The sequence below is a fragment of the Thermotoga sp. Mc24 genome (assembly GCF_000784835.1).
In the GTDB taxonomy this organism is placed as follows: Bacteria; Thermotogota; Thermotogae; order Thermotogales; family Thermotogaceae; genus Thermotoga.
In genome coordinates this window covers 87918-108393 of the sequence record NZ_JSFH01000007.1, presented here as the reverse complement: position 1 = coordinate 108393, position 20476 = coordinate 87918, and the positions used below count along the sequence as shown (strand labels likewise).

Sequence of the window (20476 nt, the reverse complement as noted above, 5' to 3'; positions counted from 1 at the left end):
AGAACATGCGCGTTCCTCCACACAACTTGGAGGCCGAAATTGCCGTGCTCGGAAGCATATTGATAGATCCATCCGTTATAAACGACGTTCTCGAAATCCTGAGCCACGAAGATTTCTACCTGAAAAAACACCAGTACATTTTCAGAGCAATGGAAGAGCTTTACGACGAAGGAAAACCGGTGGATGTGGTTTCTGTCTGTGACAAACTCCAGAGTATGGGAAAACTCGAAGAAGTCGGAGGAGATCTGGAAGTGGCCCAGCTCGCTGAGGCTGTACCCAGTTCTGCACACGCCCTGTATTATGCCGAAGTTGTAAAAGAAAAATCCATTCTGAGGAGACTCATAGAGGTCTCAAGAAAAATCTCAGAAAGTGCTTACATGGAAGAAGACGTGGAGATTCTCCTCGATAACGCAGAGAAGATGATCTTCGAGATCTCTGAAATGAAAACGACGAAATCCTACGATCATCTGAGAGGTATCATGCACCGGGTTTTTGAAAACCTAGAGAATTTCAGAGAAAGAGCCAATCTCATAGAACCCGGTGTTCTCGTGACAGGACTTCCAACGGGATTCAAGAGTCTGGACAAACAGACAACGGGATTCCACAGTTCCGATCTGGTGATCATAGCCGCACGGCCATCCATGGGAAAAACCTCCTTCGCACTTTCAATAGCGAGGAACATGGCTGTCGATTTCGAAATTCCTGTTGGGATATTCAGTCTCGAGATGTCCAAGGAACAACTCGCTCAGAGGCTTCTCAGTATGGAGTCCGGTGTGGATCTTTACAGCATCAGAACAGGATACTTGGATCAAGAGAAATGGGAAAGGCTCACGATAGCGGCTTCCAGACTCTACAAAGCACCCATAGTGGTGGACGACGAATCACTCCTTGATCCACGATCGTTGAGGGCGAAAGCGAGAAGAATGAAAAAGGAATACGATATAAAGGCTATTTTTGTCGACTACCTTCAGCTCATGCACCTGAAAGGAAGAAAAGAAAGCAGACAGCAGGAAATATCCGAGATCTCGAGATCTCTGAAGCTCCTCGCAAGAGAACTCGACATAGTGGTGATAGCACTCTCACAGCTCTCAAGGGCTGTGGAACAGAGAGAAGATAAAAGACCAAGGTTGAGCGATCTCAGAGAGTCCGGTGCAATAGAGCAAGACGCAGACACAGTCATCTTCATTTACAGGGAGGAATATTACAGGAGCAAAAAGTCCAAAGAAGAAAGTAAACTTCACGAACCCCATGAAGCCGAGATCATAATAGGTAAACAGAGAAACGGTCCCGTTGGAACGATCACCCTCATCTTCGACCCCAGAACAGTTACGTTCCATGAAGTAGATGTGGTGCACTCATGATAGAATTTTCTTGAAAAAGACCGGGGAGGTGTTCGATGTGGATATAAAGACCTACAAGGAGAGAGTGGAAAAAGCAGTTGAATATCTGAAAGGCCAGATCGATGAAACACCCGAAATAGCGATAATACTGGGTTCTGGTCTTTCTGTCATAGCAGACGAGGTGGAAAAGGAAGGAACATCAAAGAAGATACCTTACAGCGAGATACCGGGATTTCCCATTTCCACAGCCCCGGGCCACAAGGGTGAGTTGATCTTCGGGAAACTCTTCGGAAAGAACGTCATGCTGATGAACGGAAGATTTCACTACTACGAGGGATATTCAATGAAGGAAGTCACATTCCCCATCAGGGTGATGCAACTTCTCGGTGTGGAAATTCTGGTTGTCACCAACGCCGCTGGCGGGTTGAATCCGGATTTCGAAGTGGGAAGACCCATGATCATAACCGACCACATCAACTTCATGGGTGACAACCCTCTCATAGGTCCCAACGTGGACGAGTGGGGTCCCAGGTTTCCGGACATGTCAGAGCCTTACGATAAGGAACTTATAGAACTCGCTTACAACAGTGCTAGAGAACTCGGTATTCCCGTCTATCAAGGTGTCTATGTGGCTGTTACGGGACCATGTTTCGAAACGCCCGCTGAGCTCAGGATGCTCAGAAAATTCGGAGCCGATGCCGTTGGAATGTCAACCGTTCCGGAAGTCATAGTGGCGAGGCACGGTCAGATAAGAGTCTTGGGAATCTCCGCCATCACCGACAGGGCCGTCCCTGAAGACCTAAAGCCACTCACCGCAGAGGAAGTCCTGGAAGTTGCTGAGAAGACGGGGAGAAAGATCGCACAGATCATCTTCGAGGTCATTAGAAAACTCTGAGGTGAAAACATGGTTCTCAAAGGTATCCTCTACAGCACGATCGCGGGAATGGCAACATCGCTCGGTGCGTTGCCATTCCTTTTTTTAAAGCCACACCACACGAGTGACAGGGTGATTGACTCTCTCCTGGGGTTCGCTGCCGGTGTCATGTTGGCCGCGAGCGCCTTCAGCCTGGTCGCTCCCTCCCTCGAAATAGGAGGAATTGTCAGATTTCTGATAGGTTTCGTCTTGGGTGGTTTTTTTGTCAACCTCGCGGACAAACTCATTCCACACGAACATTTGCTCAAAGGACACGAAGGACCTGAAACCAAAAGACTGAGGGGAATTTGGCTCTTCATCATCGCCATCACAATACACAACTTCCCCGAAGGAATGGCAGTAGGAGTTTCCGCCTTCACACCTCAGGCACTTGCGATCGCCATCGCAATTGGGGTCCAGAACATTCCCGAAGGTGCCGCCGTGATGGCCTCTTTGATACCTATGAAGTACAGAAAAGGCAAAGCCTTTTTGATAACTTTCCTCACAGGACTCGTTGAAGCGATTGGTGGTCTTCTCGGTGCGGGAATCGTGTCGATCTCTCAGCGCCTTCTTCCCTACATGATGGCCTTCGCTGCCGGTGCGATGATATACGTTGTCAGCGACGAAGTGATTCCAGAAACCCATTCGAAGGGAAACGAGCTACTCTCCACGTGGTGGATCATGGTGGGGTTCTTGGTGATGGCTTCCCTCGACGTGATGCTGGGGTGATGCATGTGCGGATTGAAAGAGTAGAAAGAATTGAAAGCGAACTGGAAGAGCACGTGGGAGACCAGACTTTCGTTGAAGAATCGAGATTTCTGGAGGAAGATGAGCAAAGAGAAGGGGAAATTCTCGATGAGATCATCTTCGTCGATGGTAAAAGAAGAAGTTTTGTTCGGATAACAACAGACGAAGGAACCACCGGTATATTCGCAGAACTCTGTATTGGAGCGGTTATCTGGGACAGAAAAGGTGGAACGAAAACGCTCTTCTCTCCAGATAAACCTCCTGTTAAGGAGAGAGTTCTTGGATTTTCCCAGAGCTTTCAGGGAGAAGGATACGAGGAAGTAGGGGGAATTCTCTTCAAAATCGTGAAAGAAGGCAAAGACGCCATGCAATCGATAGATCTGTACATGAGATCCTTGGAAATAGAAGAAGTGAGAAAGCATATGAACAAAGATATCCTCATTGTAAAGGATGGCCCGGCCGCTCGGGAGCTTCCATTCGAGGAAAACGTGGGACCCATCGGTCTTGTGAAGAACATCGGTGTCACCGAGTTGAGCAAGGAGGACTTCAAGAAACTGCGCTTTCTCAAAAAGGGAGAGCGAAGCAAGATGTTCGTCTCATCGAAAGAAACTCCTCTGAAAAAAGTGGGAGTGTATGTGAAACTCATCGATGGAGAGGGTATAAGAGGTCTTGTCAGGTTAGAAACGTACGTGAGGGACGACGATCAAATCCCATACGTCAGAAAAGTGTTCGACGATCTGGCAAAGACGTTACCACGTCTCACGGCAGACCTTCCCATTCCAAGACTTCCGGAAAATATTCTTCCGATACAGTTTCTAGAAGAGAACCTTTCGTACTATCTCACCGACAAGAACTACATGAACACGAGACTGTTCGCCTACATCGGGAGATGAAAGAGTGGAAAAGCTCTTCAAATTCGAAGCAGAACCAGAGAAATTACCATCGATCGTTCTCGCGTACCTGGGAGATGCCGTTCTAGAACTCATATTCAGATCGATGTTCACAGGGAATTACAGAATGTCCGTCATACACGAGAGGGTCAAAGAACACACCTCAAAACATGGTCAGGCATGGATGCTGGAGAATATATGGAATCTCCTCGATGAAAAGGAGCAAGAAATAGTGAAAAGAGCGATGAATTCGAAGGCGGCGAAAAGACACGGGAACGACCCCGCCTACAGAAAGAGCACCGGCTTTGAAGCCCTGATCGGTTACCTTTTTCTGAAAAGAGACTTTGACCGGATCGAAGAACTGCTTCGGGTGGTGATAGATCTTGAGGGTCTACGGAAGAAAGATCCTGGAGGAAGCGCTCAGGAATAACGTTCCTATAAAGAAAGTGTTCTTCCAGAAAATGCAAAATCCAGGCAGTTACTTTCTATCTCTTGTGGAAGAAGTTGAAAAGAGAGGGATCAGGTACTCTTTCGAATCGGAAGAAAAATTGAAGAACCTCTCGGGAACGAAGAAGCATCAGGGAGTGGTTTTCGATATAGAAGAGTACCGGTACAGTTCTGTGGAGGAAATTCTCGAAGCGAAGACGCCACCTCTGGTAGTTCTTCTCGACCAGATTCAGGATCCACACAATCTCGGTGCGATCGTGAGAACGTCCGTGGGTGCGGGAGCGAATGGAATCATCATTCCAAAGGACAAGTCAGTTAAGGTAACGGAAACCGTCGTGAAAGTTTCGGCTGGAACGGTTTTCAGAGCCAGAATCGCCGTTGTAACCAATCTGGCAAGAACGATAGAGGAATTAAAAGAAAAAGGCATCTGGACTTACGCTTCAGACATAGATGGAACACCTATCTACGAGGAGGATTTCACCTTTCCCACTGCCTTTGTCTTTGGTAACGAGGGAGAAGGCATCAGAAGACTCGTGCGGGAAAAGTGCGACAAAGTGGTCACCATCCCGATGGAGAACGACATAGATTCCCTGAACGTTTCGGTGAGTGTGGGGATAGTTCTCTTCGAAGCTGTGAGACAGAGGAGGATGAAAGATGCTGGATAAAATAGAACTCTTCATCTTAGACATGGACGGGACTTTCTATCTGGATGATTCGCTTCTTCCTGGATCTCTGGAATTTCTGAAGACTTTGAAAGATAGGAATAAAAGATTCGTCTTTTTCACCAACAACTCTTCGCTTGGTCCACAGGACTACGTGAGGAAGCTGAGAAACATGGGAGTGAACGTGCCGGACGATGCCGTCATAACCTCTGGAGAAATCACCGCAGAGTATATGCTGAAGCGGTTTGGAAGGTGTCGTATCTTTCTTCTGGGAACTTCACAGTTGAGGAAGGTCTTTGAGTCTTACGGACACGTCATCGATGAGGAAAATCCGGATTTCGTGGTCCTGGGTTTTGACAAAACACTGACGTATGAAAGGTTGAAAAAGGCCTGTGTTTTACTCAGAAAGGGAAAATTCTACATAGCCACCCATCCGGACATCAACTGTCCTTCGAAAGAAGGACCCATTCCGGACGCTGGAAGCATCATGGCAGCGATAGAAGCTTCGACGGAAAGAAAGCCAGACCTGATCGCTGGGAAACCCAATCCACTGGTTGTGGATATAATATCCGATAAATTCAGTATTCCAAAAGAGAAAATGGCAATGGTAGGAGACAGACTGTACACGGACGTGAAACTGGGAAAGAACGCGGGAATAGTCTCCATTCTCGTTCTCACCGGTGAGACTACCCCGGAAGACCTCGAAAGGGCTGAAACAAAACCGGACTTCGTCTTCAAAAACCTTGGAGAATTAGCCAAGGCTGTCCAGTAGCTTCATTTCCTCTTCGGAAAGTTTGATCTCCGCTGCTTTCAGATTCTCCCTGAGATGTTCTACTCTGCCGGCCTTCGGAATGGCAACAACGTTTGGTTTTGCGAGAAGCCACGCGAGCATGATCTGATAGACCGTTGCGTTGTGATTTTTCGCCACTTCTTCGAGTGTTCTCTTCGCTTTTTCTGAAAGAAGAGTTCTTCTCAGTGGAGAGTAAGCCACCAGAGTCACTCCGTTCTTCTGGCAGAACTCGAGAAGTCCATCTCTTTCTGGATCTCTGTCTTCTATGTTGTACTTGACCTGATCGCAGACTATGGGTTCCTGAGACTTTTTGATGGCCTCCTCGAGGAGTTTTCTGTCGAAATTCGAAACCCCTATGTATCTGATGAGGCCCTGTCTGACACCCTCTGCCATTGCGGAAAGGGTCTCTCCCAGGGGAATTTCTGGATTCGGCCAGTGAATCAAGTAAAGATCCACGTAGTCCGTGTCGAGTCGTTTGAGGGTGTTCTCGAGGGAGCGCAAGAGATCGTCCCTTCTCAGGTGTGTCGGCCACACCTTGGACACTATGAAAAGATCCTCGCGCTTGAAGTCCTTTATCGCCTTACCGATGAGTTCCTCTGCGTGTCCGCCGCCGTAGTACTCCGCCGTATCTATGTGGGTGTATCCCATCTCGATCGCTGTTTTCAAAAGGTCGATCATCTCCTCGTCTCTCGAGTAATCGGGTGTTTCAAAACCACCGATACCCCATGTTCCAAGGCCCAAAGCCGGTATCTTTTCCCCTGTCCTTCCAAGCTCCTTGTATAACACTCTGATCACCTCCTGAATTAGTCCAATATTATTATAACTCGATAATGATAAAATTCAATCAAATCGTGTGGGAGGTGGCAAGATGATCGATCTCAGGTCTGACACCGTGACAAAACCAACAGAAGAGATGAGAAAAGCCATGGCACAGGCTGAGGTAGGAGACGACGTGTACGGAGAAGATCCAACCATCAACGAACTCGAAAGACTCGCCGCGGAGATCTTTGGAAAGGAAGCGGCTCTCTTTGTACCCTCCGGTACCATGGGAAATCAGGTGAGCATAATGGCTCATACCCAGAGGGGCGATGAAGTGATTCTGGAGGCAGACAGCCACATCTTTTGGTACGAGGTTGGAGCCATGGCGGTTCTCTCCGGTGTCATGCCCCATACTGTGCCAGGAAAAAATGGAGCCATGGACCCCGATGATGTGAGAAAAGCCATAAGACCAAAAAACATACACTTCCCCAGAACTTCGCTCATAGTCATCGAGAATACACACAACCGTTCTGGTGGAAGAGTGGTCCCGCTTGAAAACATAAAAGAGATCTACACGATAGCCAAAGAATATGGCATAAAAGTCCACATAGATGGTTCGAGGATCTTCAACGCTTCAATCGCTTCAGGTGTTCCCGTGAAGGAGTACGCCAGGTACGCCGATTCCGTGATGTTCTGTCTTTCAAAAGGACTATGCGCTCCCGTTGGTTCGATGGTTGTAGGAGACAGAGACTTCATAGAAAGAGCGAGAAAGGCAAGGAAGATGCTCGGTGGAGGAATGAGACAGGCAGGTGTTCTCGCTGCCGCTGGAATAATCGCCTTGACAAAAATGGTAGATCGATTGAGGGAAGATCATGAAAACGCCAGATTTCTCGCCTTGAAGTTGAAAGAAATAGGGTACTCCGTGAATCCCGAAGATGTGGAAACCAACATGGTGATTCTGAGGACCGACAATCTGAAAGTGAGCGCGCACGAGTTTATAGAAGAGCTCAGAAACAACGGAGTACTCGTGAACGCCATATCCGATACAGAGATCAGACTGGTAACCCACAAAGACGTTTCAAGAAACGACATAGAAGAGGCTTTGAACATCTTCGAAAAACTCTTCAAAAAATTCTCCTGAACCAGGAAAAAATTTCACGTTTTTTTCACGGTCGAAACATTAAGATGAAGTTGGAGACTCTGAAGAGGAGGTGGAAGTATGAAAAGGTTTCTTGTGGTGATGCTCGTACTGACAGTGGCACTGGGTGTGTTCGCGGCGGGCTACAGAGGTTTCGCAGAACGACCGGCTTTTGAAAGACAGCCCATGGGTTACGCTCAGCAGTTCCCAGGCTACAAAGGAGATCCTTATTGCACTCCCGATGCCTTCATGTATGGAACACCTCAGATGAGAACCGAAAGAGGTTTTGGTTACGGTCTCAAGCTCCAGATCAGAGACGAAGAACAGCTGAAACTCGTTCTCAAGACGAGGATTGCAGAAGCACTAAACAATCTGAATCTGAACGACGATCAATTGAAGGAACTCTACAACGTCGCGAAAGAAACAAAAGAACAACTCGATTCCCTGAAAGAAAAGTTCTTACAGCTCCATGAAGAGTACTACAACGCTCTCGTAAAAAGAGACACAGAGACAGCGGAAGACCTGAAAGACCAGATAGACGATCTAAGAGATGAAGTTCAGGACATCTACAGAGACTTCGTTGACAAGGTGGACGACATTATCACCGTGGATCAGTACAGAAATTTCAGAGGCGACGGAAGAATGCTCTTTGTTCTCCTCACCGACGAAGGCTTTGAAGTGCTGGAAGAAATGGTTCAGGAGTAACTCTCTTTCCCCACATCCCGGCGGGCCCGTAATGGGCCCGTTTTTCTTCTTCTCTCAAAATGTTGACAAATTTTGATCTTGATGTTTCTGTATGGTAATATTCTTATGGAACATTCCATAAAATTTCGTGTAATCTTTTGTCAACACAAGAGGTGATCGGATGTACAGAATCCTCGTGATAAACCCCGGTTCATCCTCCACGAAGGTAGCTGTGTTTGAAGATGAAAAAAAGATCGCTGAAAAGAACCTCACTCATAGCGCTGAAGAACTGAAAAAGTTCAAAAAGTCGATTGATCAGGAACCTTCGAGAAGAAAGGCGGTGGAAGACTTCATAGACGAGGTCGGTTACAGAATAGAAGATTTCAGTGCGATCGCTGCCAGAGGAGGAGTACTCGAGCCGGTTCCGGGGGGAACTTATGTTGTCGACGAATACATGGTGGATTACCTCATCAATCGTTCTCCCGTTGATCATGTATCCAATCTGGCAGCTGTAATCGGCTACAAACTGGGAAAACCCCACGGAATACCTTGTTTTATAGTGGATCCAGTCTCGGTAGATGAGTTGTGCGATGAGGCGCGTTTCTCGGGTATTCCTGAGATCGAAAGAAAAAGCTACTCCCACGCCCTGAACATCAAAGCGGTACTGAGAAAAGTTTCTGAGAAAATGGGCAAAACACCGGAAGAAGTGAAGATCGTAGTGGCACATCTTGGAAGCGGAATCTCTGTTTGTGCCTGTAGAAACGGAAAGATTATAGATGTGAACAATGCGAACGACGAAGGACCTTTCAGTGTGGAGCGAACGGGAGAACTGCCCGTTGGGGACGTTGTGAAAACGGCCTACTCCTACAAACACTCGGCCACCGAACTGAAAGAAGAATTCACCAGAAAAGGAGGACTCCTGGCATACCTTGGAACAAGGGACCTCAGAAAAGCCCTCGATAGTATGGAATCCTCGAGGAAATCGAAACTGGTCGTCGAAGCCATGGCCTATCAGACAGCAAAAGAAATTGGTGGGATGTGTGCAGTTCTTGGAGAAAAACCCGACGCCATAGTAATAACGGGTGGCATGGCCCACGAAAACAGATTCGTCCGGATGATCACAGATTACATCGAAAAGTTCGGAAGAATAGAGGTAATCCCGGGAGAGCTGGAAATGGAAGCCCTCGCACTCGGCGTTTTGAGAGTTCTCAGAGGAGAAGAAAAAGCGAAGGACTATCGGAGTGTGATCGAATGAAGAATCTCCTTGAGATGGTTGAACTGGTTCGGGGAAAAAGAATGAAAATCGCCGTTGTGGCCGCAGAGGATGAAGAAGTTTTGAAAGCCGTTGCAAGAGCTGAGAAGGAAGAAATCGTAAATCCGATACTCTTTGGAAACAGAAAAGACATAGAAGCACTGATGGAAAGAACGAACCTCAAACTGGAAGCAGAAATCGTTCACGTTGAAGATCCTCTCGAGGCGGCCAGGAAAGCTGTCGAAAGCGTATCAAGAGATGAAGCACAGATACTGATGAAAGGAAAAATCAAAACGGGCGATTTGTTCTCCGTGTTTCTCAAGAAAGAGTACGGTCTCAGAGCAGGTAGAACTCTTTCCGCTGTTAGCGTTCATGAAGTTCCTGGATACCACAAAATCCTAATCGTCTCGGATGGTGGTCTTGTCATTTCACCGGATCTTCAACAGAGAATGGATATCGTGGAAAACTCGATCCTGGTCGCTCGTGCCCTTGGCATAGAGAATCCAAAGATCGCACTCCTGGGAACGGGTGATTTGAAAAATCCTTTAACTCTTGAGATCGCCGCACTATCGAAGATTTTCCAGCGGAAGAACGATTGTATCGTCGACGGACCTTTAACACTCGAGTTAGCCATCAATGAAGAGTTGGCTTCGAAGGGAGTATCGAACAGTCCAGTAGCGGGAGACGCCGATATACTGATAGCTCCCAGTATAGAAGCAGGAAACATCCTCAGCAAATCGCTCATATACATGACCCGTGGGAAAGCAGCGATCGTTGTTGTCGGAGGCAAGATACCGGTTGTCCTCACCTCAAGAGCAGACAACGGGGAGACAAAGTTCTTTTCCATTGCTTTGAGTGTACTGGTCGCACAGAAAAAGGGGTGATCACGTGTTCAGAATCCTCACTATAAATCCCGGTTCTACATCCACAAAGCTTTCCATATTCGAAGACGAAAGAATGGTGAAGATACAAAATTTTACTCATTCACCGGATGAACTTGGTAGATTCCAGAAAATCCTGGATCAGCTCGAATTCAGGGAAAAGATAGTAAGGCAATTCGTTGAAGAAGCCGGATACACTCTGAGTTCTTTCTCGGCTTTTGTCAGCCGCGGAGGGCTCCTAGATCCCATACCAGGGGGAGTTTACCTGGTGGACGACCTGATGATAGAAACCCTGAAATCGGGAAAAAACGGAGAGCACGCTTCGAACCTGGGAGCAATCATAGCCCATAGATTTTCGTCTGAAACAGGTGTTCCAGCCTACGTGGTGGATCCCGTTGTTGTTGATGAGATGGAAGATGTTGCACGTGTCAGCGGACATCCAAATTATCAGAGAAAGTCCATATTTCACGCTTTGAACCAGAAGGCTGTAGCAAAAGAAGTTGCCAAGATGATGAATAAAAGATACGAAGAGATGAACCTCATCGTAGCTCATATGGGTGGGGGCATTTCGATCGCCGCACACAGAAAAGGAAGAGTGATCGACGTGAACAATGCACTGGACGGAGATGGCCCATTCACACCGGAAAGAAGCGGAACGCTACCTCTGACACAGCTTGTTGACCTTTGTTTCAGTGGGAAATTCACTTATGAAGAGATGAAAAAGCGTATCGTGGGAAACGGTGGACTCGTAGCGTATCTTGGTACCAGCGATGCCAGAGAAGTGGTCAAGAGAATCAAACAGGGTGATGAGTGGGCAAAGAGGGTTTACAAAGCAATGGCCTATCAGATAGCCAAATGGATCGGTAAGATGGCAGTTGCTTTGAAGGGTGAGATTGATTTTATAGTTCTCACAGGTGGTCTGGCCCATGAAAAAGAGTTCCTGGTTCCATGGATCACCGAAAGGGTGAGTTTCATAGCACCGGTATTGGTTTTTCCAGGGAGTAACGAGGAAAAAGCGCTTGCCCTTTCGGCACTGCGGGTACTGAGAGGCGAAGAAAATCCAAAAAATTATTCTGAAGAATCTCGAAAGTGGAGAGAAAAGTATGATTCGTATCTTGATGGGATCTTACGGTAGCGGAAAAACAGAAATATCGATCAACCTGGCTTTAAAACTGAAGAGTTCAGGAAAGGACGTATCATTGGTCGATTTGGACGTGGTAACACCCTATTTCAGATTGAGAGACCTGAAGGAAGAATTAGAAGTACTTGGAATCCACGTTGTGACAGTGGAAGACAACCTCAGGTACAGTGACTTGCCGATCATACCAAAAAGCACAGACTGGCTGTCCAGTGAAGAAGCCGTCATCGACACAGGAGGAGAAGAGGGAGCGAAAGTAATAGGAGTTCTAAGACATCTTTTGAATAGAAAAGACACACAGACGTATTTTGTCTTAAATGTCTTCAGACCGTTCTGTGAACGCCCGGAAGACATTATCGAAAACTTGGAGAAAATATCCGCTCTTTCCAGGATGAAGTTCGATTTCCTGATAAACAATTCCAATCTCGGAGACATGACCACAGCAGAAGTTGTTCTCGAAGGAGAGCGGATAGTTTCAGAGGTTTCCAGGAAAACAGGGATAAAGGTTCTTTTCACCGCTGTCCCGGAAGAACTGCTCGATCCTCCTGAGACTGAATATCCCCTTTTCAGGGTCAGAAGGTTCGTGAAAAGAAAATTGGGAATCGGGGGATGAGAATATGAGAGGCTACATAACGATCGATTCAGAAAGATGCAAGGGTTGTGGCCTGTGCATCTCCGTGTGCCCTGCAAAGGTGATCGAGTTTTCCCACAGGTACAATTCGAAAGGCTATCATCCTGCGGTGTACAAAGGAAATGGATGTATAGCCTGCGGATTCTGCTATCTCACTTGTCCGGATGTTTGTATAACCGTTTTCAGAGAGGTTCAGAAGAAAGTCAACGTGAAGGTTTGAGGAGTGGTGCTTATGAAAAAACTCATGATGAAAGGAAACGAAGCGATAGCAGAATCTGCGATAAGAGCGGGTTGTAGATTGTATTTTGCTTATCCAATCACTCCCCAGAGCGAGATAGCAGAATACATGGCGAGAAGACTTCCTGAAGTGGGAGGCGTTTTCCTTCAGACCGAAAGTGAAATAGCAACGGTCAACATGGTTTATGGAGCCGCTTGCACCGGAAAACGTGCCATGACGTCGACATCGTCTCCTGGTTTCAGCCTGATGCAGGAAGGGATCTCCTACATTGCAGGTGCAGAACTTCCCTGCGTTTTTGTCGACGTGGTACGTGGAGGTCCCGGGCTTGGAAATATCCAGCCTTCGCAGGGTGATTACTTTCAAGCGGTGAAAGGAGGAGGTCACGGAGATTACAGACTGATCGTTCTCGCACCATCAACACTTCAGGAAGCCGTGGATCTGACCCAGCTGGCCTTTGATCTCGCTGACAGATACAGAAACCCCGTTCTCATACTGGCGGATGGAATGATTGGTCAGATGATGGAACCCGTTGAGTTGCTGAAGATGAGAGATCTGTCCACTCTTCCAGATCATTCAGATTGGGCGCTTCGGGGTGCCAGAAATAGAGAGCCGCACAGAATAGCCGCTTTCAACATAGATCCTGTTGGTCTTGAGAGAATGAACAAGCGTTTACAGGAAAAGTACAGACTGATAGAAGCGTCAGAGCAGCGATGGGAAGAGTACAAGGTGGACGGTGCAGAATACCTGATGGTCGGCTACGGTACGATGGGAAGAATCCTCAAGAGTGTTGTGGACTCTCTGAGAGAAGAAGGTATACCGGTTGGTCTGTTCAGACCTGTGACACTCTGGCCCTTCCCGAAAAAAAGGCTCAAAGAACTGGCCGAAAAAGTAAAACTCATCTTCGTTGTGGAAATGAGCTCTGGACAGATGGTCGAAGACGTTCAGATTTCGGTGGAGGGAAAGGTGCCGGTACACTTCTACGGACGCATGGGAGGATTTGTTCCGACACCCGAAGAAATACTGTCTGCCTTCAAGGAGGTGAGAAAATGGAAGTGATATTCAAAAGACCGAAAGCCTTGAGTGATAGAGAATTCACTTACTGTCCAGGATGCCACCACGGAATAATACACAGGCTGATAGCAGAAGTGATAGACGAGTTGGACATCCAGGAAAAAACTATAATGGTAGCCCCCGTCGGATGCTCAGTCTTCGCTTACGAGTTTTTCGAGGTAGACGGAACGGTTGCTCCACACGGAAGAGCACTCGCAGTGGCAACTGGTATAAAGAGAGCACTTCCAGACAGGATAGTCTTCACCTACCAGGGAGACGGGGATCTCGCGGCCATCGGTATCGCAGAGACGATTCACGCGGCGAACCGTGGAGAAAAACTGACAACGATATTTGTCAACAACGCGGTGTACGGTATGACGGGTGGACAAATGGCCCCCACCACCCTTCTGGGACAGAAAACCACCACGACTCCATACGGCAGAACCGCAGCGAACGATGGGTATCCTCTTCACGTTTCCGAAGCTCTGAGTACGATCGGTGGAGTTGCTTACCTTGAACGTACAACTGTGAGTACCACAAAGGATATTTTGAACACAAAGAAAGCCATAAAGAAAGCTTTCCTCGCACAGATAAAGGGTCTGGGATTCGGAATGGTGGAAGTGCTCAGCACCTGCCCCACCAACTGGGGGATGAGTCCAGTGGAAGCTCAAAACTGGCTTCTGGAGAACATGGTAAAGGAATTCCCCCCGAAGGTTTTTGTTGACAAGGTAGGCGATTGATATGGCATATCACGCGATAATAATAGCCGGTTTTGGTGGTCAGGGAATCATGCTCACAGGACAGATAATTGCTGCGGCTGCTGTTATAGAAGGAAAAAACGCTACCTGGCTTCCTTCGTACGGTCCCGAAATGAGAGGAGGCACCGCCAACTGCACCGTGATCGTTGATGAAAAGCCAATCACTTCCCCCGTGGTTGATCATCCCACGGAAGTGATAGCAATGAACTTTCCCTCCATGATGAAATTCGGAGCAAAACTCAGGTCCGGGGGCTTGCTTCTGGTCAATTCTTCTGTTGTTGAACAGATCATAGACAGGGGCGATATAGAAACGATCGAAATACCAGCGAACGAAATAGCGGAAGAAGCGGGAAACGTGAAAGCCGCGAACATGGTGATGCTCGGAGCTTTTCTGGAATTAACGGGAGTGGTGAGCTTTGAGGCCGCGGAAGAAGCGCTCAGGGAAAAACTTTCAAAAACCAGGGAAGATCTCCTCAAAATCGATCTGATCGCTATAAAAAAAGGCAGGGAGTTCATCGGTAGTTTGTACCACAAATCCTCTTGACAACCCGTGACTTTTCTGAGAAAATAGTATTCGGTTCAGGGGACGTGGTGCAGCCTGGTTAGCATGCCGGTCTGTCACACCGGTGGTCGCGGGTTCAAATCCCGTCGTCCCCGCCAGAAAGAAAAAAGGGGCTCAAAGCCCCTTTTCCTTTTTTATCTCTTCTTTGACTCTGAACAGCTCATCTCTCAAGGCTGCTGCGTCTTCGTACCTGAGCTCGCTCGCAGCTCGATACATTTCCTCTTCGAGAATGGCCATGTATTCCTCCGGCGAGAGCGTTTTCTTCATCTCAAAGATGTTCTTCACGGTGTCTCCGTACCTCTCTGGTTCCTCTTTCACCATGAACTGCTCGAATACTTCTATCTCCAGAGGCTTTATCACAGAACGTGGAGTGATACCGTGTTTTCTGTTGTACTCGAGCTGAATCCTCCTTCTTCTGTTCGTTTCTTCAATGGCTCTTTTCATCGCGTTTGTTATCCTGTCGGCGTACATGATGACCTTTCCGTTGACGTTCCTTGCAGTTCTTCCTATGATCTGGATGAGCGTTGTTTCAGACCGCAGAAAGCCCTCCACGTCCGCATCCATGATCGCCACCAGTGACACCTCGGGAAGATCGAGACCCTCCCTCAAAAGGTTCACACCAACGACCACGTCCACGTCTCCTCGTCGCAGTTTCTTCAAGACTTCGACCCTCTCTATGGCGTCCAGTTCGGAGTGAAGATAGAGCGATCTTATACCAAGCTCCGTCAGATGCTCGCTCAAGAGCTCTGCCGTTTTTTTGGTGAGCACCGTAACGAGGGCCCTCTCCCCTCTCTCTTTCACTTTCACGATCTCGTTCACAAGATCGTCCACCTGTCCCGCGGTGGGACGTACCTCCACCTCCGGATCCACGAGTCCGGTGGGCCTAATGATCTGCTCGACAACCTGTTCAGAGATCGAAAGTTCAAAATCCCCCGGTGTAGCGGAAACGAAGATGATCTGGCCTGTTTTTTTCAAAAATTCTTCAAAAGTCAGTGGTCTGTTGTCGTAAGCGGAAGGCAGGCGAAAACCGTATTCGACCAGATTTTTCTTCCTGGATCTGTCTCCGTTGTACATGGCCCTGAGTTGAGGAACCGTGATGTGTGATTCGTCTATGAACACGATGAAGTCTTCATCGAAATAATCGAGAAGTGTGTACGGAGGCTCTCCAGGTTTTCTTCCATCGAAGTGCCTGGAGTAGTTCTCTATCCCCGGGCAGTATCCCATGGTCTCCAGTAACTCTATGTCGTTCAGAGTTCTCTGCTTCAAGCGTTCGTACTCGAGAATCTTTCCCTGTTTTTTGAGCTCCGAGAGTCTTTCGTTAAGCTCCTCTTCTATTGATTCGACGGCCCTTTTGAGTTTCTCCTCCGTTGTGACAAATTCAACGGCAGGATAGATGATGATCTTGTCGAGACGCTCCAACGTATTGCGATTGAATCTGTCTATCAACGCTATCGAATCCACTTCGTCCCCGAAAAATTCGATCCTGATTCCCTCATCCTGATACGTCGGGTAGATCTCCACCGTGTCTCCTCTCAGTCTGAAGCATCCAGAAAGAGACACATCCTCCGTTCTCTGATAGCCTATCCTTGCCAGTCTTTCCGCGAGTTCCATAACGTCTATTCTATCTCCAACGGCGAGATTTATGTTCATCCTGTCGAAATCGTTCGGATCCCCCGTGGCGTAAATACACGAAACACTGGCAACTACCACCACATCGCGGCGAGTTCTCACAGATTTCAACGTGGACATTCTCATTCGCACGATCACATCGTTGATGTCGGCGTTCTTCTCTATGTAAAGATCCTTCGTTGGAATGTAGGCCTCTGGCTGATAGTAATCGTAGTAACTTATGAAGAACTCCACTCGATTTTCCGGAAAGAACGTTTTGAACTCCTGATACAGCTGGGCGGCAAGCGTCTTGTTTGGCGAGATCACAAGGGCGGGTCTGTTTACACGCGCTATCACGTTGGCCATGGTGAAAGTCTTTCCACTCCCCGTAACACCAAGGAGTGTTTGAAACCTCATTCCCCTGTTCAAACCTTCCACAAGTTTTTCTATGGCCTGTGGCTGATCACCCGTTGGCTTAAATTCACTCACCAGCTTGAACACAATTTTTTCCTCCTGGAAAACTTTTTAACATATCTATAATGGTAGAATCTCAAAGGACAGGTAAAACTATCTCTTGATCAATATTATGACCCAGTTGTGGGAGGTGAAGTTTAACGATGGAAAGGTTTCCCTATGAGAAACTTCCAGAAAGTGAACTCAAAGAGTTGAAAGAACTCGGAAGACTCTGCCGCGGTGACATACTGAAAATGACCTACATAGCTAACTCAGGCCATCCTGGAGGGTCCATGTCTTCGATCGATCTTTATCTTACCGTCTTCAAGTACGCAAAACTCAAACCCGTCGATGATCCCGCAAGAGACAGAGTCGTGATCAGTCACGGTCATACCTCTCCAGGTGTTTACGCAGCTATGGCTCGTTTAGGGTTTGTCGATCTCGAAGAAGTCCTCACAGGGTTCAGACATCACGCTTCTGTTTTTGAAGGGCATGTGACCCGAGGTGTTGGTATCATCGACTGGTCAACCGGAAACCTCGGTCAGGGTCTTTCAGCCGGACTCGGTTTTGCCCTCGCATCCAGGTTCACAGGAAACGACTACCACGTCTTTGTTTTCATGAGCGACGCGGAACAGGCAAAAGGACAGGTAGCGGAGGCAAGAAGAGTGGCGAAAAAGTACGGTGTCACGAATCTCACGGTGATCATCGACTACAACGACGCCCAGATCAGTGGCCGTGCCAGAGACGTCATGCCCGTGAACATAAAGGAAAACTACTTAGCGGACGGCTGGAGAGTCATCGAAATCGACGGGCACGACTACGAACAAATCTACCTCGCACTGAAAGAAGCAATAGAAGACGAATTGAATCCCGTTGCCATTCTCGCCAAAACTGTCATGGGAAAAGGTGTTTCCTTCATGGAAAACGAGGTGAAATACCACGGGAAACCTCTGAACAGAGAAGAACTCGAAAAAGCCCTTGCGGAACTCGGAATTGAAAACGACGTGGATGTGTACATCGAAAAAAGAAAACAGCTTCCAGCGGAAAAACACAGGAAGGTTTACAAGACTTATCCGATCAAGATCGACACGGGAGAACCCATCACCTACACCTCATCTACCGACAACAGAAGCGCATTCGGAAAAGCCCTTCTGGATCTGGTGAAGAAGAACGTGAACAATCCAGAAGCCACTCCCATCGTCGCTGTGGACTGCGACCTGAAGGGATCGGTCAAACTCGATTTGCTCGACAAAGAGTTCCCTGAGAAACTCCTGGAAGTGGGTGTTCAGGAACACAACGCTGCTGCCATGGCGGGGGCACTCTCCGCGGAGGGCGTGATCACGTTTTTCGCCGACTTCGGTGTTTTTGGAATTTCCGAAACCTACAACCAGCACAGGCTGAACGCCATCAACGGAACGAATCTCAAAGTCGTTGTCACGCACTGTGGACTCAACGTGGGAGAGGACGGAAAGACTCACCATGGACTCGACTACGTTTCGGGGCCGATGAACTGGTATGGCTTCAAAGTGATCGTTCCCGGTGACCCCAACCAGACAGACAGAGCTGTGAGGTACGCTGCGAAGGAATACGGGAACTTCGTGATCGCCATGGGAAGATCCAATCTTCCCATCATCCTCGATGAAAACGGGAAACCCTTCTTCGGAGAGGGTTACACCTTCGAATATGGAAAGATCGATGTCGTTAGAAAAGGTGACGATGCGGTGATCATCACCTACGGTTCCACACTCTGCGAAGCTGTGAGTGCCGCAGATGAACTCAAGAAAGAAGGAGTGAACGTAACCGTTCTGAACGTCTCCTGTCCGGTGGACCTCGATATAGAAACCCTGAAGATGGTCAATGGAAAACCCGTTCTCGTTGTGGAAGATCACAACGTTTTCACAGGGCTCGGAAGTTACCTTGGAACCGTCCTTCTTGAAAACGGTATTCTCCCAAAGAAGTACGTGAGAGCAGGTGTCCCAGAGTTCGCCGTGTCCGGTAGCTACGAAATGCTCTACAAACTGTACGGTCTGGATAAAGAAGGAATAATCTACAGACTTAAAGAGATGCTCTGAAAAATCGTTCATGATAAAATTCTACGAGGGGAGGAAATCCCCTCGTAGATTTTGTTGTAAGGAGGTGTTCAGATGATCGAAGTAGGTGATCTGAAGAAGGGTATGTTCATCATCTACGATGGAGAAATATACAGAGTCCTCGAGGCGAGCAAACACTTCATGGGAAGAGGAAGCGGACTCATCAGAACAAAACTCAAGAATGTGAAAACAGGGCTCGTCAGGGAAGTGAACTTTCCAAGTGGTGATAAGGTCCCAGAAGCAGAGCTCTCTTTCAGGAAAGCCCAGTACCTTTACAGAGACGGAGATCACTATTATTTCATGACGCTCGATGATTATGAACAACACGCTCTGAGTGAGGAAGAAATAGGCGATGCAAAATACTACCTGGTTGAAAACATGGAATTGGACCTCGTGTTTCACGAAGGAACACCCATAGGAATAGAACTCCCAACCACCGTTGAACTGACAGTGGTGGAGACAGAACCATCCTTTAAAGGCGACACCGTTTCTGGTGGAGGAAAACCTGCGGTTCTTGAAACTGGATTGAAGATCACTGTACCTTACTTTATCGAAGTTGGTGATAAAATAAAAGTTGATACGAGAACAGGAGAGTACGTTGGAAGAGTATAAAAGGGGGGATCTTTATGGCGGAAGAATACAAGAACATCGAAATATCCGACGGGGTGATAAAAGAAATCGCAATCAGAAGTATCGAAGAGTTTTTGGGAGATGTGAGCTCGAAGGTTATCAAGAAGATCAGAAAGAGCCTCGATGTTACCAGAAACCCGGATGACAGCCTTGTGATCGAGTTCAAAATCGATGTGCCCTACGGCGAGTCGATCCCGGAATACGTTTCCAAACTCACTGAAAAGATCAAACACGATGTTGAAATGATGACATCCATGAAAGTGGAATCCATCAACGTCACAGTGGAGAACGTCTTTGAGAAAGAAGAGGAACTGGAAGAAGAACCAGAAGAAACCAAGGAGGATGAAGAAAAGAAAGAATAAATCTGGAAAGGAGATCCAGACATGAAAACACCGAGGCGAAGAATGAGGCTTGCTGTCTTCAAAGCCCTTTTTCAGCATGAATTCAGAAGAGACGAAGATCTTGAGCAGATTCTTGAGGAAATTCTGGATGAAACCTACGATAAAAAGGCAAAAGAAGATGCCCAACGATACATAAAAGGTATAAAAGAGAACCTTCCCATGATAGACGATCTCATTTCCCGATATCTGGAAAAGTGGTCTTTGAACCGACTATCGGTTGTGGACAGAAACGTTCTGAGACTCGCTACATACGAACTTCTCTTCGAAAAAGACATCCCTATAGAAGTGACCATCGATGAAGCCATAGAAATAGCCAAGAGATACGGTACAGAAAACAGCGGAAAATTCGTCAACGGAATACTGGACAGAATCGCCAAAGAACACGCTCCAAAAGAAAAATTCGAACTTTGAAGG

General features: G+C 47.5%; 23 protein-coding genes and 1 tRNA gene. 22 read left to right on the top strand and 2 right to left on the bottom strand.

The window, feature by feature from the left end; all coding sequences use genetic code 11:
* Positions 1–5: 5 nt before the first annotated feature.
* The 7 genes from dnaB to MC24_RS02905 are packed head-to-tail and all read left to right on the top strand — an operon-like array spanning position 6 to position 5771.
* Entirely contained in the window at positions 6–1361 is a 1356-nt protein-coding gene (dnaB, locus tag MC24_RS02935; protein WP_038052341.1) for a replicative DNA helicase, read from the top strand.
* Positions 1362–1398: 37 nt separating this feature from the next.
* Positions 1399–2235, top strand: a complete 837-nt coding sequence (locus MC24_RS02930; protein ID WP_038052339.1) for a purine-nucleoside phosphorylase — start codon at positions 1399–1401, stop codon at positions 2233–2235.
* 9 nt (positions 2236–2244) lie between these two features.
* Positions 2245–2982 carry a ZIP family metal transporter gene (locus MC24_RS02925; RefSeq protein ID WP_038052337.1) on the top strand — a complete coding sequence of 246 codons (738 nt, stop codon included), beginning with the start codon at positions 2245–2247 and terminating at the stop codon, positions 2980–2982.
* A complete protein-coding gene (locus MC24_RS02920) occupies positions 2982–3893 on the top strand; it encodes a DNA double-strand break repair nuclease NurA (protein WP_038052335.1) in 912 nt (303 codons plus the stop codon). The genes MC24_RS02925 and MC24_RS02920 overlap by 1 nt, the downstream gene beginning before the upstream one ends.
* Positions 3894–3897: 4 nt before the next feature.
* Positions 3898–4320 (top strand): Mini-ribonuclease 3, encoded by a 423-nt coding sequence (locus tag MC24_RS02915; RefSeq protein ID WP_038052333.1) that lies wholly within the window; start codon positions 3898–3900, stop codon positions 4318–4320.
* The gene (rlmB, locus tag MC24_RS02910) at positions 4274–5002 is read left to right on the top strand and encodes a 23S rRNA (guanosine(2251)-2'-O)-methyltransferase RlmB (protein ID WP_038052330.1); all 729 of its coding nucleotides are present in this window, start codon (positions 4274–4276) and stop codon (positions 5000–5002) included. Before MC24_RS02915 ends, rlmB begins: the two co-directional genes overlap by 47 nt.
* Positions 4992–5771: an HAD-IIA family hydrolase gene (locus MC24_RS02905; RefSeq protein WP_038052327.1), complete on the top strand. Its 780-nt coding sequence runs from the start codon at positions 4992–4994 to the stop codon at positions 5769–5771. The genes rlmB and MC24_RS02905 overlap by 11 nt, the downstream gene beginning before the upstream one ends.
* Here the strand turns inward: MC24_RS02905 and MC24_RS02900 are convergent.
* Positions 5751–6575 carry an aldo/keto reductase gene (locus MC24_RS02900; RefSeq protein ID WP_038052324.1) on the bottom strand — a complete coding sequence of 275 codons (825 nt, stop codon included), beginning with the start codon at positions 6573–6575 and terminating at the stop codon, positions 5751–5753. The two genes, MC24_RS02905 and MC24_RS02900, sit on opposite strands and share 21 nt — an antisense overlap.
* Positions 6576–6657: 82 nt before the next feature.
* Between MC24_RS02900 and ltaE the strand changes: the two genes are divergently transcribed.
* The 11 genes from ltaE to MC24_RS02845 all read left to right on the top strand — a co-directional run bounded on the left by ltaE (position 6658) and on the right by MC24_RS02845 (position 14978).
* Positions 6658–7689, top strand: a complete 1032-nt coding sequence (ltaE, locus tag MC24_RS02895) for a low-specificity L-threonine aldolase (RefSeq protein WP_038052321.1) — start codon at positions 6658–6660, stop codon at positions 7687–7689.
* Positions 7690–7767: 78 nt separating this feature from the next.
* Positions 7768–8391: a coiled-coil domain-containing protein gene (locus tag MC24_RS02890; RefSeq protein ID WP_038052318.1), complete on the top strand. Its 624-nt coding sequence runs from the start codon at positions 7768–7770 to the stop codon at positions 8389–8391.
* Positions 8392–8551: 160 nt separating this feature from the next.
* A complete protein-coding gene (gene buk / locus MC24_RS02885) occupies positions 8552–9625 on the top strand; it encodes a butyrate kinase (RefSeq protein WP_038052315.1) in 1074 nt (357 codons plus the stop codon).
* Positions 9622–10506 (top strand): phosphate acyltransferase, encoded by an 885-nt coding sequence (locus MC24_RS02880; RefSeq protein ID WP_038052312.1) that lies wholly within the window; start codon positions 9622–9624, stop codon positions 10504–10506. The genes buk (MC24_RS02885) and MC24_RS02880 overlap by 4 nt, the downstream gene beginning before the upstream one ends.
* Before the next feature lie 4 nt (positions 10507–10510).
* Positions 10511–11638 carry a butyrate kinase gene (gene buk, locus MC24_RS02875; protein ID WP_038052309.1) on the top strand — a complete coding sequence of 376 codons (1128 nt, stop codon included), beginning with the start codon at positions 10511–10513 and terminating at the stop codon, positions 11636–11638.
* The gene (locus tag MC24_RS02870) at positions 11607–12254 is read left to right on the top strand and encodes a nucleotide-binding protein (protein ID WP_038052307.1); all 648 of its coding nucleotides are present in this window, start codon (positions 11607–11609) and stop codon (positions 12252–12254) included. Before buk (MC24_RS02875) ends, MC24_RS02870 begins: the two co-directional genes overlap by 32 nt.
* Positions 12255–12258: 4 nt before the next feature.
* The gene (locus tag MC24_RS02865; protein WP_011943592.1) at positions 12259–12492 is read left to right on the top strand and encodes a 4Fe-4S dicluster domain-containing protein; all 234 of its coding nucleotides are present in this window, start codon (positions 12259–12261) and stop codon (positions 12490–12492) included.
* A gap of 12 nt (positions 12493–12504) precedes the next feature.
* On the top strand, positions 12505–13566 hold the full coding sequence (locus tag MC24_RS02860) for a 3-methyl-2-oxobutanoate dehydrogenase subunit VorB (RefSeq protein WP_038052535.1): 1062 nt from the start codon (positions 12505–12507) through the stop codon (positions 13564–13566).
* Positions 13557–14300 carry a thiamine pyrophosphate-dependent enzyme gene (locus MC24_RS02855; RefSeq protein WP_038052304.1) on the top strand — a complete coding sequence of 248 codons (744 nt, stop codon included), beginning with the start codon at positions 13557–13559 and terminating at the stop codon, positions 14298–14300. Before MC24_RS02860 ends, MC24_RS02855 begins: the two co-directional genes overlap by 10 nt.
* A 1-nt stretch (position 14301) precedes the next feature.
* Positions 14302–14862: a 2-oxoacid:acceptor oxidoreductase family protein gene (locus MC24_RS02850; protein WP_038052301.1), complete on the top strand. Its 561-nt coding sequence runs from the start codon at positions 14302–14304 to the stop codon at positions 14860–14862.
* A 38-nt stretch (positions 14863–14900) separates the two neighbouring features.
* Positions 14901–14978: transfer RNA gene (locus MC24_RS02845), tRNA-Asp, on the top strand.
* A gap of 16 nt (positions 14979–14994) precedes the next feature.
* On the opposite strand, the gene uvrB is transcribed toward MC24_RS02845, so the two are convergent.
* Entirely contained in the window at positions 14995–16989 is a 1995-nt protein-coding gene (gene uvrB, locus MC24_RS02840; protein ID WP_038052298.1) for an excinuclease ABC subunit UvrB, read from the bottom strand.
* A 116-nt stretch (positions 16990–17105) separates the two neighbouring features.
* Between uvrB and MC24_RS02835 the strand changes: the two genes are divergently transcribed.
* The 4 genes from MC24_RS02835 (at position 17106) to nusB (ending at position 20473) form a co-directional block, all read left to right on the top strand.
* Positions 17106–19013: a transketolase gene (locus MC24_RS02835; RefSeq protein ID WP_038052295.1), complete on the top strand. Its 1908-nt coding sequence runs from the start codon at positions 17106–17108 to the stop codon at positions 19011–19013.
* Positions 19014–19085: 72 nt separating this feature from the next.
* Complete coding sequence (gene efp, locus MC24_RS02830) at positions 19086–19643, top strand: elongation factor P (RefSeq protein WP_038052293.1); 558 nt, start codon at positions 19086–19088, stop codon at positions 19641–19643.
* Positions 19644–19657: 14 nt separating this feature from the next.
* Positions 19658–20023 (top strand): Asp23/Gls24 family envelope stress response protein, encoded by a 366-nt coding sequence (locus tag MC24_RS02825; protein WP_038052290.1) that lies wholly within the window; start codon positions 19658–19660, stop codon positions 20021–20023.
* Between the two features lie 21 nt (positions 20024–20044).
* Entirely contained in the window at positions 20045–20473 is a 429-nt protein-coding gene (nusB, locus tag MC24_RS02820) for a transcription antitermination factor NusB (protein WP_038052287.1), read from the top strand.
* Positions 20474–20476 lie beyond the last annotated feature (3 nt).

Excerpts from the sequence above, each read along its gene's own strand:
- MC24_RS02860 (WP_038052535.1), top strand. The coding sequence starts at position 12,505 with ATGAAAAAACTCATGATGAAAGGAAACGAAGCGATAGCAGAATCTGCG.
- dnaB (WP_038052341.1), top strand. The coding sequence starts at position 6 with ATGCGCGTTCCTCCACACAACTTGGAGGCCGAAATTGCCGTGCTCGGA.
- nusB (WP_038052287.1), top strand. The coding sequence starts at position 20,045 with ATGAAAACACCGAGGCGAAGAATGAGGCTTGCTGTCTTCAAAGCCCTT.
- MC24_RS02835 (WP_038052295.1), top strand. The coding sequence starts at position 17,106 with ATGGAAAGGTTTCCCTATGAGAAACTTCCAGAAAGTGAACTCAAAGAG.
- efp (WP_038052293.1), top strand. The coding sequence starts at position 19,086 with ATGATCGAAGTAGGTGATCTGAAGAAGGGTATGTTCATCATCTACGAT.
- MC24_RS02855 (WP_038052304.1), top strand. The coding sequence starts at position 13,557 with ATGGAAGTGATATTCAAAAGACCGAAAGCCTTGAGTGATAGAGAATTC.
- MC24_RS02865 (WP_011943592.1), top strand. The coding sequence starts at position 12,259 with ATGAGAGGCTACATAACGATCGATTCAGAAAGATGCAAGGGTTGTGGC.
- MC24_RS02880 (WP_038052312.1), top strand. The coding sequence starts at position 9,622 with ATGAAGAATCTCCTTGAGATGGTTGAACTGGTTCGGGGAAAAAGAATG.
- MC24_RS02850 (WP_038052301.1), top strand. The coding sequence starts at position 14,302 with ATGGCATATCACGCGATAATAATAGCCGGTTTTGGTGGTCAGGGAATC.
- buk (WP_038052315.1), top strand. The coding sequence starts at position 8,552 with ATGTACAGAATCCTCGTGATAAACCCCGGTTCATCCTCCACGAAGGTA.
- MC24_RS02920 (WP_038052335.1), top strand. The coding sequence starts at position 2,982 with ATGCATGTGCGGATTGAAAGAGTAGAAAGAATTGAAAGCGAACTGGAA.
- MC24_RS02905 (WP_038052327.1), top strand. The coding sequence starts at position 4,992 with ATGCTGGATAAAATAGAACTCTTCATCTTAGACATGGACGGGACTTTC.
- MC24_RS02925 (WP_038052337.1), top strand. The coding sequence starts at position 2,245 with ATGGTTCTCAAAGGTATCCTCTACAGCACGATCGCGGGAATGGCAACA.
- MC24_RS02890 (WP_038052318.1), top strand. The coding sequence starts at position 7,768 with ATGAAAAGGTTTCTTGTGGTGATGCTCGTACTGACAGTGGCACTGGGT.
- MC24_RS02870 (WP_038052307.1), top strand. The coding sequence starts at position 11,607 with ATGATTCGTATCTTGATGGGATCTTACGGTAGCGGAAAAACAGAAATA.
- ltaE (WP_038052321.1), top strand. The coding sequence starts at position 6,658 with ATGATCGATCTCAGGTCTGACACCGTGACAAAACCAACAGAAGAGATG.
- MC24_RS02825 (WP_038052290.1), top strand. The coding sequence starts at position 19,658 with ATGGCGGAAGAATACAAGAACATCGAAATATCCGACGGGGTGATAAAA.